The organism is Quisquiliibacterium transsilvanicum, from assembly GCF_014202215.1.
Taxonomy (GTDB): Bacteria; Pseudomonadota; Gammaproteobacteria; order Burkholderiales; family Burkholderiaceae_E; genus Quisquiliibacterium; species Quisquiliibacterium transsilvanicum.
Window position 1 is genome coordinate 198,423 of sequence record NZ_JACHGB010000001.1, and the last position, 16,425, is coordinate 214,847.

The 16,425-nt window shown below is 68.9% G+C and carries 19 protein-coding genes; 5 read left to right on the top strand and 14 right to left on the bottom strand.

The window, feature by feature from the left end; all coding sequences use genetic code 11:
• Nucleotides 1-46 precede the first annotated feature (46 nt).
• Nucleotides 47-793, top strand: coding sequence for an SDR family NAD(P)-dependent oxidoreductase (locus HNQ70_RS00865; RefSeq protein WP_183963376.1), 747 nt, complete (start codon nt 47-49; stop codon nt 791-793).
• Between the two features lie 139 nt (nt 794-932).
• Nucleotides 933-2,204, top strand: coding sequence for a guanine deaminase (guaD, locus tag HNQ70_RS00870; RefSeq protein WP_183963378.1), 1,272 nt, complete (start codon nt 933-935; stop codon nt 2,202-2,204).
• Nucleotides 2,205-2,722: 518 nt separating this feature from the next.
• Here guaD and HNQ70_RS00875 read toward each other — a convergent pair.
• The 10 genes from HNQ70_RS00875 to HNQ70_RS20560 form a co-directional block, all read right to left on the bottom strand.
• A complete protein-coding gene (locus HNQ70_RS00875; protein ID WP_183963380.1) occupies nt 2,723-3,685 on the bottom strand; it encodes an MBL fold metallo-hydrolase in 963 nt (320 codons plus the stop codon).
• 662 nt (nt 3,686-4,347) lie between these two features.
• A complete protein-coding gene (locus HNQ70_RS00880) occupies nt 4,348-5,223 on the bottom strand; it encodes an NUDIX hydrolase (RefSeq protein WP_183963381.1) in 876 nt (291 codons plus the stop codon).
• Nucleotides 5,224-5,297: 74 nt separating this feature from the next.
• A complete protein-coding gene (locus tag HNQ70_RS00885) occupies nt 5,298-5,696 on the bottom strand; it encodes a DUF6285 domain-containing protein (RefSeq protein ID WP_183963382.1) in 399 nt (132 codons plus the stop codon).
• Nucleotides 5,697-5,725: 29 nt separating this feature from the next.
• A complete protein-coding gene (locus HNQ70_RS00890; RefSeq protein ID WP_183963383.1) occupies nt 5,726-6,766 on the bottom strand; it encodes a phosphotransferase family protein in 1,041 nt (346 codons plus the stop codon).
• Complete coding sequence (locus tag HNQ70_RS00895) at nt 6,766-8,637, bottom strand: AMP-binding protein (protein WP_183963384.1); 1,872 nt, start codon at nt 8,635-8,637, stop codon at nt 6,766-6,768. Before HNQ70_RS00895 ends, HNQ70_RS00890 begins: the two co-directional genes overlap by 1 nt.
• A 186-nt stretch (nt 8,638-8,823) precedes the next feature.
• Entirely contained in the window at nt 8,824-9,606 is a 783-nt protein-coding gene (locus HNQ70_RS00900) for an ATP-binding response regulator (RefSeq protein WP_183963385.1), read from the bottom strand.
• Nucleotides 9,548-9,826 carry a type II toxin-antitoxin system Phd/YefM family antitoxin gene (locus HNQ70_RS00905; protein ID WP_183963387.1) on the bottom strand — a complete coding sequence of 93 codons (279 nt, stop codon included), beginning with the start codon at nt 9,824-9,826 and terminating at the stop codon, nt 9,548-9,550. Before HNQ70_RS00905 ends, HNQ70_RS00900 begins: the two co-directional genes overlap by 59 nt.
• Before the next feature lie 84 nt (nt 9,827-9,910).
• On the bottom strand, nt 9,911-10,039 hold the full coding sequence (locus tag HNQ70_RS00910) for a type II toxin-antitoxin system YafQ family toxin (protein WP_183964258.1): 129 nt from the start codon (nt 10,037-10,039) through the stop codon (nt 9,911-9,913).
• A 17-nt stretch (nt 10,040-10,056) separates the two neighbouring features.
• Entirely contained in the window at nt 10,057-10,248 is a 192-nt protein-coding gene (locus HNQ70_RS00915) for a type II toxin-antitoxin system RelB/DinJ family antitoxin (RefSeq protein WP_183963389.1), read from the bottom strand.
• 2 nt (nt 10,249-10,250) lie between these two features.
• Nucleotides 10,251-10,793 (bottom strand): HipA N-terminal domain-containing protein, encoded by a 543-nt coding sequence (locus tag HNQ70_RS20560; RefSeq protein ID WP_183963391.1) that lies wholly within the window; start codon nt 10,791-10,793, stop codon nt 10,251-10,253.
• A 159-nt stretch (nt 10,794-10,952) separates the two neighbouring features.
• On the opposite strand from HNQ70_RS20560, the gene HNQ70_RS00925 reads away from it, so the two are divergent.
• Entirely contained in the window at nt 10,953-11,243 is a 291-nt protein-coding gene (locus HNQ70_RS00925) for a YlcI/YnfO family protein (RefSeq protein ID WP_183963393.1), read from the top strand.
• Nucleotides 11,240-11,557 carry a type II toxin-antitoxin system RelE/ParE family toxin gene (locus HNQ70_RS00930; protein WP_183963395.1) on the top strand — a complete coding sequence of 106 codons (318 nt, stop codon included), beginning with the start codon at nt 11,240-11,242 and terminating at the stop codon, nt 11,555-11,557. The genes HNQ70_RS00925 and HNQ70_RS00930 overlap by 4 nt, the downstream gene beginning before the upstream one ends.
• Before the next feature lie 146 nt (nt 11,558-11,703).
• On the opposite strand, the gene HNQ70_RS00935 is transcribed toward HNQ70_RS00930, so the two are convergent.
• The 4 genes from HNQ70_RS00935 to HNQ70_RS00950 form a co-directional block, all read right to left on the bottom strand.
• Nucleotides 11,704-11,991: a type II toxin-antitoxin system RelE/ParE family toxin gene (locus tag HNQ70_RS00935; RefSeq protein WP_221302585.1), complete on the bottom strand. Its 288-nt coding sequence runs from the start codon at nt 11,989-11,991 to the stop codon at nt 11,704-11,706.
• Entirely contained in the window at nt 11,988-12,275 is a 288-nt protein-coding gene (locus HNQ70_RS00940) for a CopG family ribbon-helix-helix protein (protein ID WP_183963397.1), read from the bottom strand. Before HNQ70_RS00940 ends, HNQ70_RS00935 begins: the two co-directional genes overlap by 4 nt.
• A 161-nt stretch (nt 12,276-12,436) precedes the next feature.
• Complete coding sequence (locus HNQ70_RS00945; RefSeq protein ID WP_183963399.1) at nt 12,437-12,895, bottom strand: hemerythrin domain-containing protein; 459 nt, start codon at nt 12,893-12,895, stop codon at nt 12,437-12,439.
• Between the two features lie 52 nt (nt 12,896-12,947).
• Nucleotides 12,948-15,341 carry a catalase gene (locus tag HNQ70_RS00950; protein ID WP_183963401.1) on the bottom strand — a complete coding sequence of 798 codons (2,394 nt, stop codon included), beginning with the start codon at nt 15,339-15,341 and terminating at the stop codon, nt 12,948-12,950.
• Between the two features lie 255 nt (nt 15,342-15,596).
• Here HNQ70_RS00950 and HNQ70_RS00955 point away from each other — a divergent pair, with 255 nt between their 5' ends.
• Nucleotides 15,597-16,403 (top strand): transglutaminase-like domain-containing protein, encoded by an 807-nt coding sequence (locus HNQ70_RS00955; protein ID WP_183963403.1) that lies wholly within the window; start codon nt 15,597-15,599, stop codon nt 16,401-16,403.
• The last annotated feature ends 22 nt before the right edge of the window (nt 16,404-16,425 follow it).

A 16,425-nucleotide genomic window follows, 5' to 3' on the forward strand; every position in this document is an offset into this window, starting at 1 on the left:
CGGCGGCCAGCATGGGCCGCCGCCGGTAGAACCAGGAGGAGACAGGATGAAGATTTCGATGGAAGGGCGGCGCGTGGTCGTCGCCGGGGGCAGCCGCGGCATCGGGCTGGCGATCGCCAAGGCATTCGCTGACGCCGGGGCGAGCGTTGCGATCTGCGCCCGTGGCGAGAGTGGCCTGCGTGACGCCGAGCGCGAACTGCAGGGGCGCGGCGGCGCAGTGCATGCAGCGGTCTGCGACCTCGCCGACCGCGCAGCGGTGGCGCACTACGTTGGAGAGGCTGCACGCGTGCTCGGCGGAATCGAAGTGCTGGTGAACAACGCTTCGGGCTTCGGACGCACCGACGACGAGACCGGCTGGGCCGCCAGCATCGACATCGACCTGATGGCCACGGTGCGCGCCTCGCAGGCCGCGCTGCCCCATCTGCAGCGCGGCGCCTCGATCATCCACATCTCTTCGATTTCGGGCCTGCAGCCGAGTGTGCGCACGCCCCCATACGGCGCGATCAAGGCCGCGCTGATCCAGTACACGACCACCCAGGCCCTGGCGCTGGCGCCGCGCGGCGTTCGCGTCAACTGCATCGCCCCCGGCTCGATCGAGTTCCCCGGCGGTGTGTGGGACGAGGCGCGCAAGAACAACCCGACGCTCTATCAGGGCATCGTCCAGTCGATCCCGTCCGCGCGCATGGGCCGCCCCGAGGAGGTGGCCTCGGTGGCGCTGTTCCTCGCGAGCGACATGGCGAGCTGGGTGACCGGGCAGACCATCGCGGTAGACGGCGGGCAGATGCTTTCCTGAGGATGGCGCAGCGCGCTAGCCGGCGGGCAGATTTCCGTCAGGCTGCGGTCCGGGCGGTCCGGGCGGTCCGGGCGGTCCGGGTGGTCCGGGCTATTCAGCGCGCTGGCATCATCGGTGGCGAGGCCACGAGGAGAATCCGATGACTGCCTGGCGCGCAGCCCTGCTGGGCTTCGATGAAGAAGGCCAGCCCTGGCGGATCGATGACGGCCTGCTGCTGGTGGAGCAGGGCCGCATCATCGACCTGGGGCCCTTTGCCGAGGCGACGGCGCGCCATCCCGGCGTGGCGATCGTCGACCGGCGCGGCCTCACGCTTGCGCCCGGCTTCATCGATGCCCACGTCCACTACCTGCAGATCGACATGATCGGCGCGCCCGCGCCCGGCCTGCTGCCCTGGCTACAGCGTCATACCTTCCCGCTCGAAGCCAGGTTCGACGACCCCGCACTGGCGGCGCGCACCGCCGACTTCTTCCTCGACGAGCTGCTGCGCAACGGCGTCACCACCGCGCTGGCCTGGGGCAGCGTCCATCCCCAGTCGGCCGAGGCCCTGCTGGCGCAGAGCCGGGCGCGGCGCATGAGGATGATCGTCGGCAAGTGCCTGATGGACACCGACGTGCCCGAAAGCGTGCGCGACGACGCCCGCGGCGGGCTGGAAGACACCGCCGCGCTGATCGCACGCTGGCACGGCGTCGACCGGCTGGGCTGCGCGATCACCCCGCGCTTCGCCCCGAGCTGTTCGCCAGCGCAGATCGCCGGCGCCGGAGAACTGGCGCGCGCCCACCCCACGGTCTGGGTGCAGTCGCATGCCGCCGAGAACCCGGACGAGTTCGCACTGGTGCGGCGACTGCATCCCCGCGCCCGCAGCTACCTGGACGTCTACGACGCCGCCGGCCTGCTGCGCCCGCGCAGCGTCTACGCCCACTGCATCCACATCGACGACCACGACCGGCGCAGGCTGGCGGACAGCGGGGCCGCCGTGGCGGTCTGCCCGAGCTCCAACCTGTTCCTGGGCAGCGGGCTGTTCGACTTCGACGCGGCCGGGCAGGCCGGCATGCGCTGGGCGCTGGCGAGCGACGTCGGCGCCGGCACCTCGCTATGCCCGCTGCGCACCATGCTCGCCGCCTTCGAAGTGGCGCGGCTGCGCGGCGCCACGCCCACCGCGGCGCAGCTCTGGTGGCACCACACCGCCGGGGCGGCCCGCGCGGTGGGACTCGAAGGCCTGGTGGGCAATCTCGAGGTGGGGCTGGAGGCGGACTTCATCGTGCTGGATCCGCAGGCCACCCCCTTGCTGGCGCGTCGCACCGCGATGGCGGACAGCCTGGAGGAGTGGCTGTTCGCGATGATGGCGCTGGGGGACGATCGGGCGGTTCGCGAGGTGGTGGTGCTGGGGGAGGGCGCGGTGGGGTCCAGGTGATCCCGGCGCGGGCGAAGGCGCGGGCGTCCCCTTGGGGGCGGCGGCGGGTGCTTGCCCCTGCTGCGCAGGGGTGCCCTGTGGTGCTCGGATTGCCGGCCTGCGCGGCGAACTCACTGCGCGCGCGTTGCGCGCTCCGTTCAAACAGGCGTCGCGAGCTTGATGAACGAAGCGCGCTTCGCGCGCAGGCCGGCAACCCTGCGCTCCCCGGCTGCGCACACGCCCCCGCCCCCAAGGGGCCGCCCGCGCCTTCGCCGGGACGGTGGCCGCGTGCGCAGGACGCGCACGCGGCGCAAGCGTGGTGAACGGACATCGATTCGCTGCGAACGCGAGTTGATCGAACTCGACATGGCCGGCGAACCCCTCACGAGCGTCACCGCACTTTCGAGGAGTGGACGCCTGCCGCTCCGCGCTGCGCCGCGCAGCACCACCTCACGTCGGGCTCAAGCGATGAGCCCGCCTCCCTTCAGTCCTCGCCTGCAGCGGCGAAGCCGTGTCGAAGCCCGGCGCCGCCACGCCCGTTAACCCGACGAAGCCGCCGACGCGTGCAGCCATGCCTCCAGCCCCGCCGCGTTGAGCACGATGTCGCCGGAGAAGAGCTCGAGCACCTGATCCTCCGGCAATGCCCATCGCTGCCGCGCGGCCTCGTCCAGCACCAGCCCCCGCACCCCGCCGCGCAAGCCTGCGGAGCGCTCCTCGGGTCCGGCGCCGCGCCAGCGCTCGGCGAGCGCGGCGTGCGCATCGACCAGCCGGTGCAGGTCCGCGCCCAGCCGCGGGATGTCGCGCACCTGCCCGAAGTGGGTCAGGTAGAGCGCATCGGGACGCAGCGCGAGCAGGCGGTCGATCGAGCGGTGCAGCGCGGGCGGATCGAACTGCACCGGCGTGGTCGACGGGAAGACGAAATTGCGCCCGCCGTCATCCAGCTCCCGGTACGAAAGGCCGAAGGTGTCGCCGGTGAAGGCGTGGCCGGTGCGCGTGTCCAGGTAGCAGACGTGGTGCCGCGCGTGACCCGGGGTGTCGAGCACGCCGATGGCGCGGCCGGCGAGGGCGATCTCCGCGCCGTCGCCCACCTCGACGATGCGCTCCGCAGGCACGGGAACCAGCTCGCCGTACATCGCGCGCGCCTGCGCTTCGCCGTAGACCTCGATGGTCCCCTGCATCAGGCGTGCGGGATCGATCATGTGGCGCGCGCCGCGCGGATGCACGGCGATGCGGGCCTCGGGAAGCTGCGAGAGCAGCAGGCCTGCGCCGCCGGCGTGGTCGAGGTGAACGTGGGTGAGCAGCACCCAGTCCACACGATCCAGGGGGATGCCGCGCACGTGCAGCGCCTGCACGATGCGCGGGACTGAGTCGTTGCAGCCGGTGTCAATGACAGCGGCGCGCCCGTCCTCGATCATCAGGTGCACGGCGTCCAGCATCGGGCGGCCGTAGCCGGAGTCGATCGCGCTGATGCCGTGCTCGTAGTCGATCGCGGTGTGCTGCATCTGCTGGGCTCTCTTGGGCGGCGGTCGTTCAGGGGTGGGTTGAGTCGATTCTTTCATGCCTGTGCTGGCGCGGGCGAAGGCGCGGACGGCCCGTTGGGGGCGGGGGCGGGTGCTTGCCCCTGCTGCGCAGGGGTGCCCTGTGGTGCTCGGATTGCCGGCCTGCGCGGCGAACTCACTGCGCGCGCGTTGCGCGCTCCGTTCAAACAGGCGCCGCGAGTTTGATGAACGAAGCGCGCTTCGCGCGCAGGCCGGCAACCCTGCGCTCCTCGGCTGCGCACACGCCCCCGCCCCCAACGGGCCGCCCGCACCTTCGCCGGGACGGTGGTGATGTGCGTTGGACGCGCACGCGACGCAAGCGTGGTGAATGGACATCGATCCGTTGCGAACGGCCAGCGACGGTTTGAGCGAATCGAAGCTGGGTGAATCGAGGTCGATCAAGCGGTGCCGAATCAATCGACTTCGATATGGCCGGTGAACGTCTCCCGAGCGCCACCGCTACCGCGAGGAGGGGCAGACATCCTTTCGGCGCGCGATGTCCGCGGCGCCGAGCAGCGCAGGGGAGTCGGCCCGCAGGGCCGACCGCCGCAGCCATCGCGCGCCGAAAGGGTGTCTGCCCCTCCCCGCCGGGCGCAAGCATTGAGCCTCGCCGAGAAATCAGCCGATCAGGCGAACAGCCCCTCGAACCCCGACACCGGCTCGAACCTCCCCTCACGATGCCGCAGCCGCGTCGGCCCCGGCATCGCCCGAACCTGCACCGAATGCAGCGGATCCCCCGGATACACGATCACCCGCTGCCCGTCCTCCTCGAACGACTCGGGCTCGATCAGCGGCGGCAGCCGCCCGCGCGCCTCCTCGAGGACGTCCGCCGCGCGGGCATGCCGCGCCAGGTGCGCCAGGCTCTGGATCTGCGGCGGCGCAAGCACGATCTCCCGCTTCCAGTAGCGCTCCAGCGCCGCGCGCGGGCGCAGCCACACCGCCTCGGTGGCCTCGTGGTCGTCATGCTGCGCGGCGATGCCTTCCGGCACCTCAGCCACGAAGAAGCGCGTGTCGAAGCGCTTGGTCATCACTGCGGCCATGCGCGGCGTGATCCAGCGGGTCCAGGGGACGAGGCCGCTGGTGCGAATCCGCAGCTGCAGTTCGTCGATGATCTGCGCGAAGCTGGCGCCCTCGCGGGCCCGCTTGAGCGCAAGCTCCACGCCCTCCTGGCCGATGCCGTGCGCCATCAGGATGCCGCACTCCTCGAAGGTCTCGCGGGCAGCGGCGACGAACAGTGCCGCGGCGGTGGCCGTGTCCAGGTAGGGCTCGCCCAGCGCCAGGTGCAGATCGTCGGCGAGGGCGTCGATGCGCTGCGTGATCGCGATCTCGGTGTCGGCCGGGTCCAGCTTGCCGCCGGGGAACACGTACGCGCCGCCCAGCACGTCGGACTGCGCGTGCCTGCGGATCATCAGCACCTCGATGCCCTCGTCGCCGTCGCGCAGCAGCAGGACGGTGGCGGCGGGCCGCGGCGGGGTGGTGATCTCGGTCTTGTTCAGTTCCATCGGGTCGTGCTCCTGGCCGGAGCGGCTGGGAGGGCCCCGGGGTTCGTGAGGGCCGCCGGGGCGGCGCGCCGCGCTCAGCCGCGGGCGTGCCCGCTGTCGGGGTGGCGGGCCAGAAAGGCCTTGTAGCTGGCGAAGCCGGGCTGGTCGACCGCGAGCTTGTCCAGCGTCACGGTCCAGAGGTGATCGGCGAAACCGGGGGCTTCTTCGTCGATCTCGCCGCTGGCGATGCGCTCGCACAGGCGGCGGTTGAGGGTCTCGAGGTCACCGGTCTCGCCGAGCAGCTTCTCGAGCCGTTCCTTCTCGGCCGCCAGCGATTTCGGCGACAGCGCAAGCTCGCGGCGCACGATGTCCAGCGCATTGGCGGCCACGCGCGCGTGGAAGGCGGTGTGGCCGGGAAGCCGCGGCGCGGCCTCCTTGCGCATGAACTCGGCAATGATGTCGAGGAGGGCGTCGACGCTGGGCTGGTTGTGCATCGTGGGGTTCCGTTGTCGGCGACGCGCGTTCAGCGCGGCAGCAGCAGGTTCAGCAGGTCGATCTCGGTCTCGGAGGAGCGGCGGCCGATCGCGGCGCGCTCCACGTTGCGCTCGCCGGCCAGGAAGGCGGCAGCCATGCCTTCGCACATCACGCCCCACTTGAGCGTGCCGAGCACCTCCCAGAAGCGCACTTCCTCGGGGTTCACGCGCATGCCGCCGGCGGCCTCGTAGGCCTGGAACAGCTGCTCGCGGGTGCCGAAGCCGCCAACCGGCATGTCGGTGCGGCCGAAGCGCCAGGAGTTCACGCAGATCCAGCCGAGGTCTTCCATCGGGTCGCCCAGGTGGGCGAGTTCCCAGTCGAGCACGCCGCGCAGGCCGTCGGTGCCGATCATCAGGTTGCCGTGGCGGAAGTCGCCGTGGACCAGCGCCAGGCGGGCCTTGGGCGCGGGCATGTTCCGCTCGAGCCAGCGGAACGCGAGCTCGAACACCGGCTTGGGCACGCCGTAGCTGCGATGGCGTTCGCGATAGGCGGCCACTTCGCCGGCGGCCGGCGCGGTGCGCAGCGGCGGCAGCCTGTCCAGTTCGATGCCGTGGATGCGCGCCAGCGCCGCGCCGCACTGGGCCGCGAGGCCAGGCAGCATCGGCGCGAAGGCCGGATCCTTGAGGATCTTCTGGGGCAGGGTCTCGCCCGCGAGGCGGGTCATGATGAACCCGATGCCGATGTCGTCCTCGCGGGTGAGCACGTGGCCCACGCCGGGTACCGGCACGCCGGCCTCGCTGGCCAGGCCGATCAGCCTGGCCTCGACCTCCAGCCCGCATCCCATCGAGGAGCGGGTGTCGACGCCGGGCGGCGAGCGCCGCAGGATCCACTTGCTGATGGAGGTCTCGCCGGAGGCGCCAGGGGCGGCCACCTCGAAGGCCCAGGTTTCCTGGCTCGCGCCGCCGGACAGGCGGTCCAGCCTGGGCACGCCGGTGGCGCCAGGAACCAGCTTCGGAGCGATCCGGGCGAGCCCGGCGCGCAGCGCCTCGACTGCGGCCAGCGCCTGCGATTCGGTCTGTGCGCCGGCCATCACTTGATCACGATCACGTCGGCGCCCGGGGGCTCGGCGTAGAGCTGCTCCACCAGGGCCTTGCGGCGATCGAGCGACGCGCGCTGGTTGATGTAGCCCTTGTCGGTGAGCTCATGGCCGTCGATCGAGGGCGGCTCGGTCATCAGCAGCACCCGCGCGATCCGCATGCTCGAGCCGGTGGACGCGTCGTTGTGCGCCTTCAGGCCCTTGCGGATGCACTCGATGACGGCGGGCTCACGGATCAGGTCCTCGACCGGCGCATCGGGCTTGCCGACCAGCTGGCGGCAGGCCGGGATGTTGGGCCAGGCCAGCAGCGCGATGTACTCGCGGTCCTGGCCGGCCACCAGCGCATCCTGCATCACCGGCGTGGCGGCGGCGATCGCGGCCACGCGCAGCGGACCCACGTGCACGAAGGTGCCGGTCATCAGCTTGAAGTCCTCCACGACGCGGCCGGCGAAGATCAGGCCCTCGCGCGGGTCGTCGGGGTTCATGAAGGTGGCGGCATCGCCGATCTTGTAGAAGCCTTCCTCGTCGAAGGCGGCCTCGGTGAGGTCGGGGCGGCCGTGGTAGCCGGGGGTGACGATGACGCCGCGCAGCCGGCACTCGAACTTCGGGCCCACCGGCACGAGCTTGAGCTCGACGCCCGGATGTGGCAGGCCGATCAGTCCCACGCGCTCGGTCTCCCAGTAGGTGGAGGTGGCGGTGGGCGCGGTCTCGGTGGAGCCCCAGCCCGTCGTGAAGACGATGCGGTTGCCGGTGTAGCGCACGGCCAGCGCCTGCATGCGCAGGTAGAGGTCGTCCGACAGCGTGGCGCCGCCGTAGGCGAGCAGCGAAAGCTGGCGGAAGAAGCTCTGCGCCAGCGCGTCATCGTTCTCCAGCGCGGTGGCCAGCATCGCGTAGCCCGACGGGGCGTTGGCGTAGTAGGTGGGCGAGATCTCGCGCAGGTTGCGGATCGACTCGTCGAACTGGCCGGGAATCGGGCGGCCGTCGTCGATGTAGAGCGTGCCCCCGTCGGCCAGCAGCGGATTGAACAGCGCATTGCCGCCCATCGTGTGGTTCCAGGGCATCCAGTCCAGGATCACCGGCTTGGGATCGGTCGGGAAACGCTTGCGGCACTGCTGCGTCATCGCAGTGTTCGCGCACATCATTTCCTGCGTGTTGATCACCGCCTTGGGCATCCCGGTGGAGCCGGAGGTGAACAGCAGCTTGGCGACGGTTTTGGCCGTGATCGCGTCGATCGCCGCCGGCACCGCGGGCGTGGCCGGCGTGGCGACGAGATCCGACCAGGCGGTGCTCTCGAAGCCCTCGGGGGCGCGGTCGACGTGGACCAGCTTCACGCCGGTCAGGTCGAGCGCCTGCAGCGCGCGGCCGAACTGCACGCCGTCCTGGACCAGGATCACCGCGGGCTTGATCAGGTCGAAGATGTACTTCAGCTTGGCGTGGTCCTGGCTCAGCAGCGAGTAGGCCGGCGAGACCGGCGCCGCGGGCGCGCTGGCCTGCTGCGCGGCCAGGGTCATCAGCGCGTGCTCGAGCGAGTTGCCGCTGAGGATCGCCACCGGGCGGCCCGGGCCCGCGCCCATGTCGAGCAGGGCCTGGGTGATGGCGTCGACCGTGCGCTTGGCCTCGGAATAGCTCACCTTGCGCCACTGGCGCTCGGCGCCCTTGCGCTGCGCGAGCCAGACGTTGTCGGGCGTCTCGGCGGCCCATTTCGCCAGGAAGGACGGAATGTGCTTCGCGTAGGGTTGCAGCGGCACGTTCGAGCGCAGGACCATGACGCCGTCCGGCCGGCGCTCGAGCGTGACGTCGCGCTCCAGCCAGTCGATCTTCTTGAACGGTACCTTGCCCAGTGCAGCGGCGTCGGTCGATCCCATGGTGTGTCTCCTGTGACTCGAAAGCGCGGCCGCGCCGGAACCGGGCGCAGCGCCGGGCTCCCGGTCGGCCCCGGGGGAAAAGGGGAAATGATACCGGCAGGGATGACGGCGCCCGGCCGGGGGGAGACTGCCGCGTTTCGTTCCGTGGCGGGTGGCCGGGGTGCGGGCGCGGCGGCGCCGGACTCTTCAGCCGCTGTTGGGCGGCTGGGTCGAGGCCGCGCCCTGCGCGAGGTGGCGGCGGATGGTTTCGAGCAGCTCCTTGCGCTGGATCGGCTTGGCGACGTGGCCGTTCATTCCCGCGGCCAGGCAGCACGCCTGCTCGCCATCGACCGCGAACTCGACCTCCATCCCGGCCGACGAGAGCATGAGCTGCAGCACCTTGCGGTTGACCGCGTTGTCCTCGGCCACCAGCACCCGGCGACTGGGCAGCGCCTCGTCGCCCGGCGTCCCGGTCGCATCGCTCGCATCGGTGGCGGGTGCCAGGGCAGGGGCCGGGAGCAGGCGCGCCCCTGAACCGCAGCGCACGCGGAAGCTGAACGTCGCGCCCGCGCCCGGCACGCTGCTCACCCGGATATCCCCGTTCATCGCGTGGCAGAGCTCCTGCGAGATCGCAAGGCCGAGGCCGGTTCCGCCGAACCTGCGGGTAGTCGCTTCGTCGGCCTGCGTGAAGGCGGCGAAGACCATCGACTGCAGGTGGGCCGGGATTCCCGGCCCGGTGTCGGCCACCCATACGTCGACGCACAAGGAGTCGGGGTGCGCCGGGTCGATCAGGATGCGCGCGCGCACCGTGACGCCGCCCGAGCCGGTGAACTTGATGGCGTTGTCGACCAGGTTGCGCAGAATCTGCGCGATGCGGTTCGGGTCGCCGACCGCGGTCCTGTTGGGCCCGAGGAACTCGGGCAGGTCAGGCTCATGCAGAGCGCTTGAGCAGCCAGTCGCGCGCGCGGCGCATTTCCTCGCGCGCCTCATCGGCGGCGGCCTTGCCCTCGCCTGTGAGCGGCAGCCCCAGGCTGGACAGCAAGGTGAGCATCTCGGCCAGCGGCTTGTCGGCCACGCCCAACTGCTCCAGGTCGACCAGCAGCGCCTGCGGCTTGTCACGGTTCATCACCACGACCATGTCGTCCTCGTGCGCGGCGGCCAGCGCCGTGCTGGGGTTCGTCTTGAGCTGGCGGATGTTGACGGCCTTCACGATGATCCTCCGCAGAGGGCCGCATGATGTAGGAACATTGCCAGTCTAGCTGACTGTGCCGGGGAATGATTCAACGTCCTTGTATCAGTCCTCGAACAGCTCGGAGTGTGTGCCGGCCCGCACGAAGATGATGGTGCCGCCCTCGAGCCTGTAGATCAGCAGGAAGTCGCCGCCGATGTGACATTCGCGGTGGTCGACCCAATCGCCCTTCAGCGGGTGATCAAGCCCGCCTACTGCTGGCGGGCTTTTTCGAGGTCATCGATCAGGGCGTCAGCAGAGCCAAAACGGGCGGCGCGGGCCTTGGCAATGAGCAGGATGCGCACGGCATCAGACACCGACAGCCCCATGGCAGCCAGTGCCTCGGTAGCCTGCGTCTTGATTTCCTCGTCCACACGGACGTGCAGCATGGTGGAATGGGCCATGATCAGATCCTCCGCTTCCGCAAGCATGTATCTCTATTGAGATACTGGCGAGCAGTCGCTGAGCGACGCGGGGATATTGGGAAGAAAGCGGGCCCGGGGATTCTCCGAGCCCTTGTGTATGCCGGCGGACGCTTGATTCCGTACCGACTGGCCACCCGAGTTCGCGAGCCCTCGTGCCGGCTGGCCGGGGGTGAGAGGAGATCAGGCCCAGCACCGGTATCGCGCAGGCTAACCCAGCGACTGCGCCATCGAGCGCATCGGCAAGAACAGGCGGCTCGGATGGGCAACTCGTCCAGCCGCGCTAGGAGATCCCAGTCATCCAGCCAGCGGACCGCCTGTCCGGCGGGAGCCTCTTGCGGCCGGTGCCCGGGCTCGAGAAGCATAACTGCCCCTGCGCATTCGCCGCCGATGCCGTCGAGCAGGGCGAAATCGTTCTGGCGCGACACCTGCAGCGCCTGGGCGACCAGCTTGCGCATGTTGCCTTCGGGGAGCAGACCGGCGAAGAAGGGGCGCGCGGCCTTGTCGTCGATGGGCTCTGCGCGCAAGGGTTCTGCTCATTTCCCCGCCCCTGTAGCTTCGCTGCCGTCGCCCGGTCCGTCGATGCTCAGCATTGCGCCGAACAAGTGGAGAACGCTCAGGACGTTCTCCAGTCGGGAAATTCCGATGTGCTGGATCGTGCGGCGCAATTGCGATACATTGCACCCATGAAAACCGCGACCATCCCCTCGGTGCGTGTCGAGCCCGAGTTTCGGGCCGAAGTCGAGTCGGTGCTGGCCGAGGGCGAGAGCCTCTCGGAGTTCGTCGAGGCTTCGGTGCGCGCCAGCGTCGAGCGCCGGCGCGTCCAGGCCGAGTTCATCGCCCGTGGCCTTCGCTCGCGAGACCAGGCCAAGCGCACGGGCGACTATGTCGATGCCGACGATGTCGTCGCCGCGCTGCAGCGCAAGCTCGACGCCGCGCGTGCTCGCCTGGCCAAACCTCCCACGACTCGCAAGTGACCTTCAGGGTTCGACTGACCCGCGAGGCCGAAGCCGACGTCGAACGCCTGTTCGACTTCGTGCTCCAACGCGAGCTTGAGCGAGACGGCGGGGATTTGTCGTTGGCTGAGCAGGCCGTTGCCGCCATCCGCGCGGGATTCGCGACGCTGAAGACTTCGCCGTTCACGTGCCGAAAGGCCGGACCGAGCCCGTTCCTGCGCGAACTGATCATCCCCTTTGGGCGGTCGGGCTACGTCGCCCTCATCGAGATCGAGTCGGCGACCGAAGTGGTGGTTGTTGCGGTCCGCCACCAGCGCGAAGACGACTACTACTGACGCAGTGGGCTGGGGCAACTGCCTGCCAATTGCCACCCGCACCCGCGGCCTACGGGTCACGTCCCGGGACGTGACCCTGGCCGGTCTATGCCGACTCCTCCGGTGCTGAGGAATTCCGTGCGATCCAGGTCCTTGCCGACGAAGTTTCATTGATCCCGTGACGGCCATTGTCTGGCCGCATGCAGCACACGTAGCATTCGCACCAGTTCGCCGGTTACGTCATAGATCAGTACGTAGTTGTGGTGCGCTACCAGCTCGCGGGTGCCGGAGACACGACCTGGCCGGCCAAGGCCCGGGTGAGCGATCAGGTGGCCAGCCTTCTCTTCAAACAGCTCATCGAGAGCCAGAGCAGCGCTTGGGTTGTCGGCCTCAATGTAGTCGTAGATCGCTTCGCGGTCCTGGATGGCTTCGGGCGTCCAGCGCAGTTCGATCATTCAGACCCTTCAAGCCGGCGGCGAGTGGCGGCGCGACGGGCGGCGAACTTGGCTTCGACCTCGGCGCTCGGTACCAGGCGCCCGGCGTTGGCCGAATCCAGTCCGGCTTGCACCTGGCGACGGAACCAGGCGTCATGTTCGGCCGCTTCCTGCTGCTGCTGAACGAACTCACGCATGAAGTCGCGCAGAAGCTGCGCGCCGGTGCGGTCTCGGGCCTTCGCGGCCGCGGCGAACTCGTTCTTCAGGGTTTCATCCACCCGAAAGGTGAAGGTTGTTTCGCTCATGGCGCCGCCCTCGTGTGTTACAGGTTATGTATACCGTAGCACAGGGTCGCCCTCGTCGAGATCGAGTCGGCGACGGATGTGGTGTTCGTTGCCGTCCGCCACAAGCGCGAAGACGACTATTACTGACGCAGTGGGCTGGGGCAACTGCCTCCGTCCGAGCCTCAACCCGCCCCGAACACCCCCTTCATCCGCTGGTAGTCCTTTTCGTACCGCCCGGCCAGGCCCACCTTCTGCGCCTCCGTCAGGATCTTCCCCGACACCTGGAAGAACTTGGTTTCTTCCTCGCGCAGGTGGTGGTGAACCTGGTGGGACAACTCCTTCGCCTTGGCGAGCCAGCTTCCGCCCTCGTAGTCGGCCTTCTGCAGTTCCTCCACGCATTCGTCGATGTCGTGGTGCTCGGACAGGGCGTGGCGGGAGGAGTTCAGTCCCATGTCGTGCATCAGGATGGGCGCGTACAGGAAGCGCTCCTCGGCCGCCGCGTGCGCGGCCAGTTCGATGCGCAGCTCGCGGAGCACCTCCTCCCGGCGGCCGCTCTCGGGCTTCGCCCTGAGCAGACGCCGGCAGAGGCTGCGTTGAAGCTCGTGGCTCTCCCGCAGCGATTCGTAGATGTTCTTGGCCATCGATACCCTCCAGGACGTTGAGCTGACTGCCGTGACTGCATGCCTCCAAGCACTAAACCGCCGGCGGGTCTGTTTCCCGCTCCGGATGCCGGTGCTGTTCCAGCGCCTTGATGAATGCGTCGTTGCTGGCGCTGCCCGCGCTGTCGGGGAGCACCAGGCCCTTGTCCTTGCGGTCGACGGGGATGCCGGCTTCTTCGAAGAGCCGGCGGGCGTCGCCGATGGCCATCATCGGCTTGCCGTGCCTGAACTGGTCGCGCACGAATTCCAGTGCCTTGCCGTCCTTGCACAAGGCTTCGATTGCGGACTTGCCGTTCGGGACGGCCACTGCGTCGAAGAGGGGGGACGGGCTGTTCGAGAAGGATGCGTCGGCGTCGACGTGGCCGTTCCCGGCGGTGGGTATCAGGGCGATTCGCGGCCCCACCAGTCGCACGACTGCGCCCTTGGCGATCAGGGCCTGGGCGACGCTGTCGACGCTTGCGCCGTCCACCCCGGGCGCGACCATCACTGCCACCTTGCGTGTGCGGATGCCGGTCTCGCCGGGGCGAGCCGTCAGCGACAGGTGCTTCGAGCGCGTGAGCTCGGGCTTGATCGCCTTCTCGTGAGCCTTGGGCAGCGGGTCGGGCAGTTCTTCCATGCCCAGGTTGGCGGCAACCGCTGCAGCCAGGGGCTCGGACACGTTGCGCAGCATCGCAACCGTGCGCTTGCGGATGCCGGGCACGGTCACCTTGCTCAGTTCGAACGAAAACGCGTCGACGATGTGGCGCTGCTCGAACTCGGTCTGGCTCTCGTAGAACAGTGCGGCCTGGTTGTAGTGCTCGGCGAACTTCTCAGGCTTGCCCCGCAGCTCCACGTCGGACACCGGCTCGGGGAAGGGCACGTAGCCTGCCGCGCCGGCCTGGAACGGACAGCCGCCCGCCAGCGAGTTGGGCTCGTAGGCGACCCGGCCGCGATGGATCGCCTGCCGATGCATGCCGTCGCGCTGGTTGTTGTGGAGCGGGGCGAGCGGCGCATTGATGGGGATTTCGTGGAAGTTGGGCCCGCCCAGGCGCGACAGCTGCGTATCCACGTAGGAGTGGATCCTGCCGGCCAGCAGTGGATCGTTGCTGAAGTCGATGCCGGGCACCACGTGCGCCGTGCAGAAGGCGACCTGTTCGGTTTCCGCGAAGAAGTTGTCCGGGTTGCGGTTCAGCACCATGCGCCCGATCGGCCTGACCGGCACCAGTTCCTCGGGAATCAGCTTGGTGGCGTCCAGCACGTCGAAGCTGAACTGCGCCGCCTGTTCCTCGTCGAAGACCTGCACGCCCAGCTCCCATTCCGGGTGCTCGCCGGCTTCGATGGCCTCCCACAGGTCGCGGCGGTGGTAGTCGGGATCGGCGCCCGAAATCTTCACCGCTTCTTCCCAGACATGGGAGTGCGTCCCCTGCTTCGGATTCCAGTGGAACTTGACGAACCTGGCCTGTCCCTCGGCGTTGACGAAGCGGAAGGTGTGCACGCCGAAGCCCTGCATCATCCGGTAGCTGCGCGGGATGCCGCGATCCGACATCACCCACATGATGGTGTGGATGCTCTCGGGCATCAGCGAGATGAAGTCCCAGAAGGTGTCGTGCGCGGACGCCGCCTGCGGCATGCCGTGATGGGGTTCGGGCTTCACCGAATGCACCAGGTCGGGAAACTTCATCGCATCCTGGATGAAGAACACCGGGATGTTGTTGCCCACCAGGTCCCAGTTGCCCTCATCGGTGTAGAACTTCACCGCAAAGCCGCGCACGTCGCGGGCGGTGTCCTTGGAGCCGCGCTCCCCGGCCACGGTGGAGAAGCGCACGAACACCGGCGTGCGCTTGCCGGCCTCGGCGAACAGGGACGCGCAGGTCAGCTCGGTCAACGCTTCGTGGCACTCGAAGTACCCGTGCGCCGCGGACCCTCGCGCGTGGACGATGCGCTCGGGAATCCGCTCATGGTCGAAGTGGGTGATCTTCTCCCGCAGGATGAAGTCCTTCAGCAGCGCGGGACCCCTCAGCCCGGCCTTCAGGGAGCTCTGGTTGTCGGCAACCGGCACGCCCTGGTTGGTGGTCATCGCCTGGCCGCTGCCATCGGCACGGACACGCGGCAGCGTGCCGTCGGCTGCGTTGACGCCGGCGGCTGCCTTCTCGCCGGTCTTCGCCGATTCGTTCGCCTCGGACAGCGTGCTCGCCGCCACCGACTCATCGGCCGGTTCGACTGTCTGGCCCACTGGAGGATTCGCCGCGGCCTTGCCATATTCGGCGGGCTTGTTCGCGTTGGCCGGCATGCCGTCCACCGTCTCCCCGGTGGCGCGTGCCTTTTTCAGGGCGGGATGCCTGGACTTGCTCGACGGTGGCAGCGCCGGTGCGCTGTCCGTGTTGAAGTAGGCTGTATCGACCGCTGCCTGCTCCTCGGGTTTGGTACTCCGCGTCTTGCCTTTGGCCATGGCTGTCTCCTTCGGGGGCGGTTCAGTAGATCGGTGTGCGTTGCTCCGGAAACATCGGTGCTGAAAGAATTTTCAGTCGGGCTGCATGCCGGCGAGGACCATCGTCCTGCCGGCTGCGTTACCGATCTTGCACAACTATCGGCCTCGCCGCCACCCCGGCGCCATGTACGCTAACGAACAGACTTTCCATCCCGCGAGGCGTATGAAGGCGCATACGTTGCGAGAACTCGCGAGAAAAGGCAGGCCACGACACTCATGAAGATCCGAGTCGGTTTCGAGATGGAGTACCAGTGCCCCGGCCCGACGCCGATGATCCTGGCGCTCAGCATCCACTATTCGCGGGCGTCCGACCTGGTGTATCCGGATTACCTGATCACCAGCCCCGCGGTGCCGGTCACTGCCTATCGTGACCTCTTCGGTAACTGGTGCAGCCGCCTGGTCGCGCCGGCGGGGCGCTTCGTGCTGAGCACCGATGCCGTGGTGAAGGACAGCGGGCTGGTCGACGTCGTGGTGCCGGACGCCGCGCAGATTCCGGTGGAGTTCCTGCCCGAGTCGACACTGGTCTTCCTGCTGGGCAGCCGCTACTGCGAGACTGACCTGCTGTCCGACATCGCCTGGCAGCTCTTCGGCGACGGCCCCACGGGCTGGGCGCGGGTGCAGGCGATCTGCGATTTCGTCCACCAGCGCATCGAGTTCGGCTACCAGCACGCACGGCGCACTCGCACCGCATGGGAGGCCTTCAACGAGGGGCAGGGCGTCTGCCGCGACTACGCGCACCTGGCCATCGCGTTGTGCCGCTGCATGAACATTCCGGCCCGCTACTGCACCGGGTACCTGGGCGACATCGGCACCGAGCCGCCCTATGGCACGATGGATTTCGCCGGCTGGTTCGAGGCCTACCTGGGCGACCGCTGGTATACCTTCGATGCGCGCAACAACACGCCGCGCATCGGGCGCGTGCTGATCGCACGCGGCCGCGACGCCTGCGACGTCCCGCTCTCGAGCACCTTCGGGTCCAACACGCTGGAGCGGTTCAAGGTCTGGACCGACGAAGTGGCGTGACCCGGGTGCCGTCATCGACACC

What these genes read in the sequence shown, in the direction of transcription:
- HNQ70_RS00865 (WP_183963376.1), top strand. Translation starts at nt 47, where the DNA reads ATGAAGATTTCGATGGAAGGGCGGCGCGTGGTCGTCGCCGGGGGCAGC.
- guaD (WP_183963378.1), top strand. Translation starts at nt 933, where the DNA reads ATGACTGCCTGGCGCGCAGCCCTGCTGGGCTTCGATGAAGAAGGCCAG.
- HNQ70_RS00875 (WP_183963380.1), bottom strand. Translation starts at nt 3,685, where the DNA reads ATGCAGCACACCGCGATCGACTACGAGCACGGCATCAGCGCGATCGAC.
- HNQ70_RS00880 (WP_183963381.1), bottom strand. Translation starts at nt 5,223, where the DNA reads ATGGAACTGAACAAGACCGAGATCACCACCCCGCCGCGGCCCGCCGCC.
- HNQ70_RS00885 (WP_183963382.1), bottom strand. Translation starts at nt 5,696, where the DNA reads ATGCACAACCAGCCCAGCGTCGACGCCCTCCTCGACATCATTGCCGAG.
- HNQ70_RS00890 (WP_183963383.1), bottom strand. Translation starts at nt 6,766, where the DNA reads ATGGCCGGCGCACAGACCGAATCGCAGGCGCTGGCCGCAGTCGAGGCG.
- HNQ70_RS00895 (WP_183963384.1), bottom strand. Translation starts at nt 8,637, where the DNA reads ATGGGATCGACCGACGCCGCTGCACTGGGCAAGGTACCGTTCAAGAAG.
- HNQ70_RS00900 (WP_183963385.1), bottom strand. Translation starts at nt 9,606, where the DNA reads ATGAGGCGCGCGAGGAAATGCGCCGCGCGCGCGACTGGCTGCTCAAGC.
- HNQ70_RS00915 (WP_183963389.1), bottom strand. Translation starts at nt 10,248, where the DNA reads ATGGCCCATTCCACCATGCTGCACGTCCGTGTGGACGAGGAAATCAAG.
- HNQ70_RS00925 (WP_183963393.1), top strand. Translation starts at nt 10,953, where the DNA reads ATGAAAACCGCGACCATCCCCTCGGTGCGTGTCGAGCCCGAGTTTCGG.
- HNQ70_RS00935 (WP_221302585.1), bottom strand. Translation starts at nt 11,991, where the DNA reads ATGATCGAACTGCGCTGGACGCCCGAAGCCATCCAGGACCGCGAAGCG.
- HNQ70_RS00940 (WP_183963397.1), bottom strand. Translation starts at nt 12,275, where the DNA reads ATGAGCGAAACAACCTTCACCTTTCGGGTGGATGAAACCCTGAAGAAC.
- HNQ70_RS00945 (WP_183963399.1), bottom strand. Translation starts at nt 12,895, where the DNA reads ATGGCCAAGAACATCTACGAATCGCTGCGGGAGAGCCACGAGCTTCAA.
- HNQ70_RS00950 (WP_183963401.1), bottom strand. Translation starts at nt 15,341, where the DNA reads ATGGCCAAAGGCAAGACGCGGAGTACCAAACCCGAGGAGCAGGCAGCG.
- HNQ70_RS00955 (WP_183963403.1), top strand. Translation starts at nt 15,597, where the DNA reads ATGAAGATCCGAGTCGGTTTCGAGATGGAGTACCAGTGCCCCGGCCCG.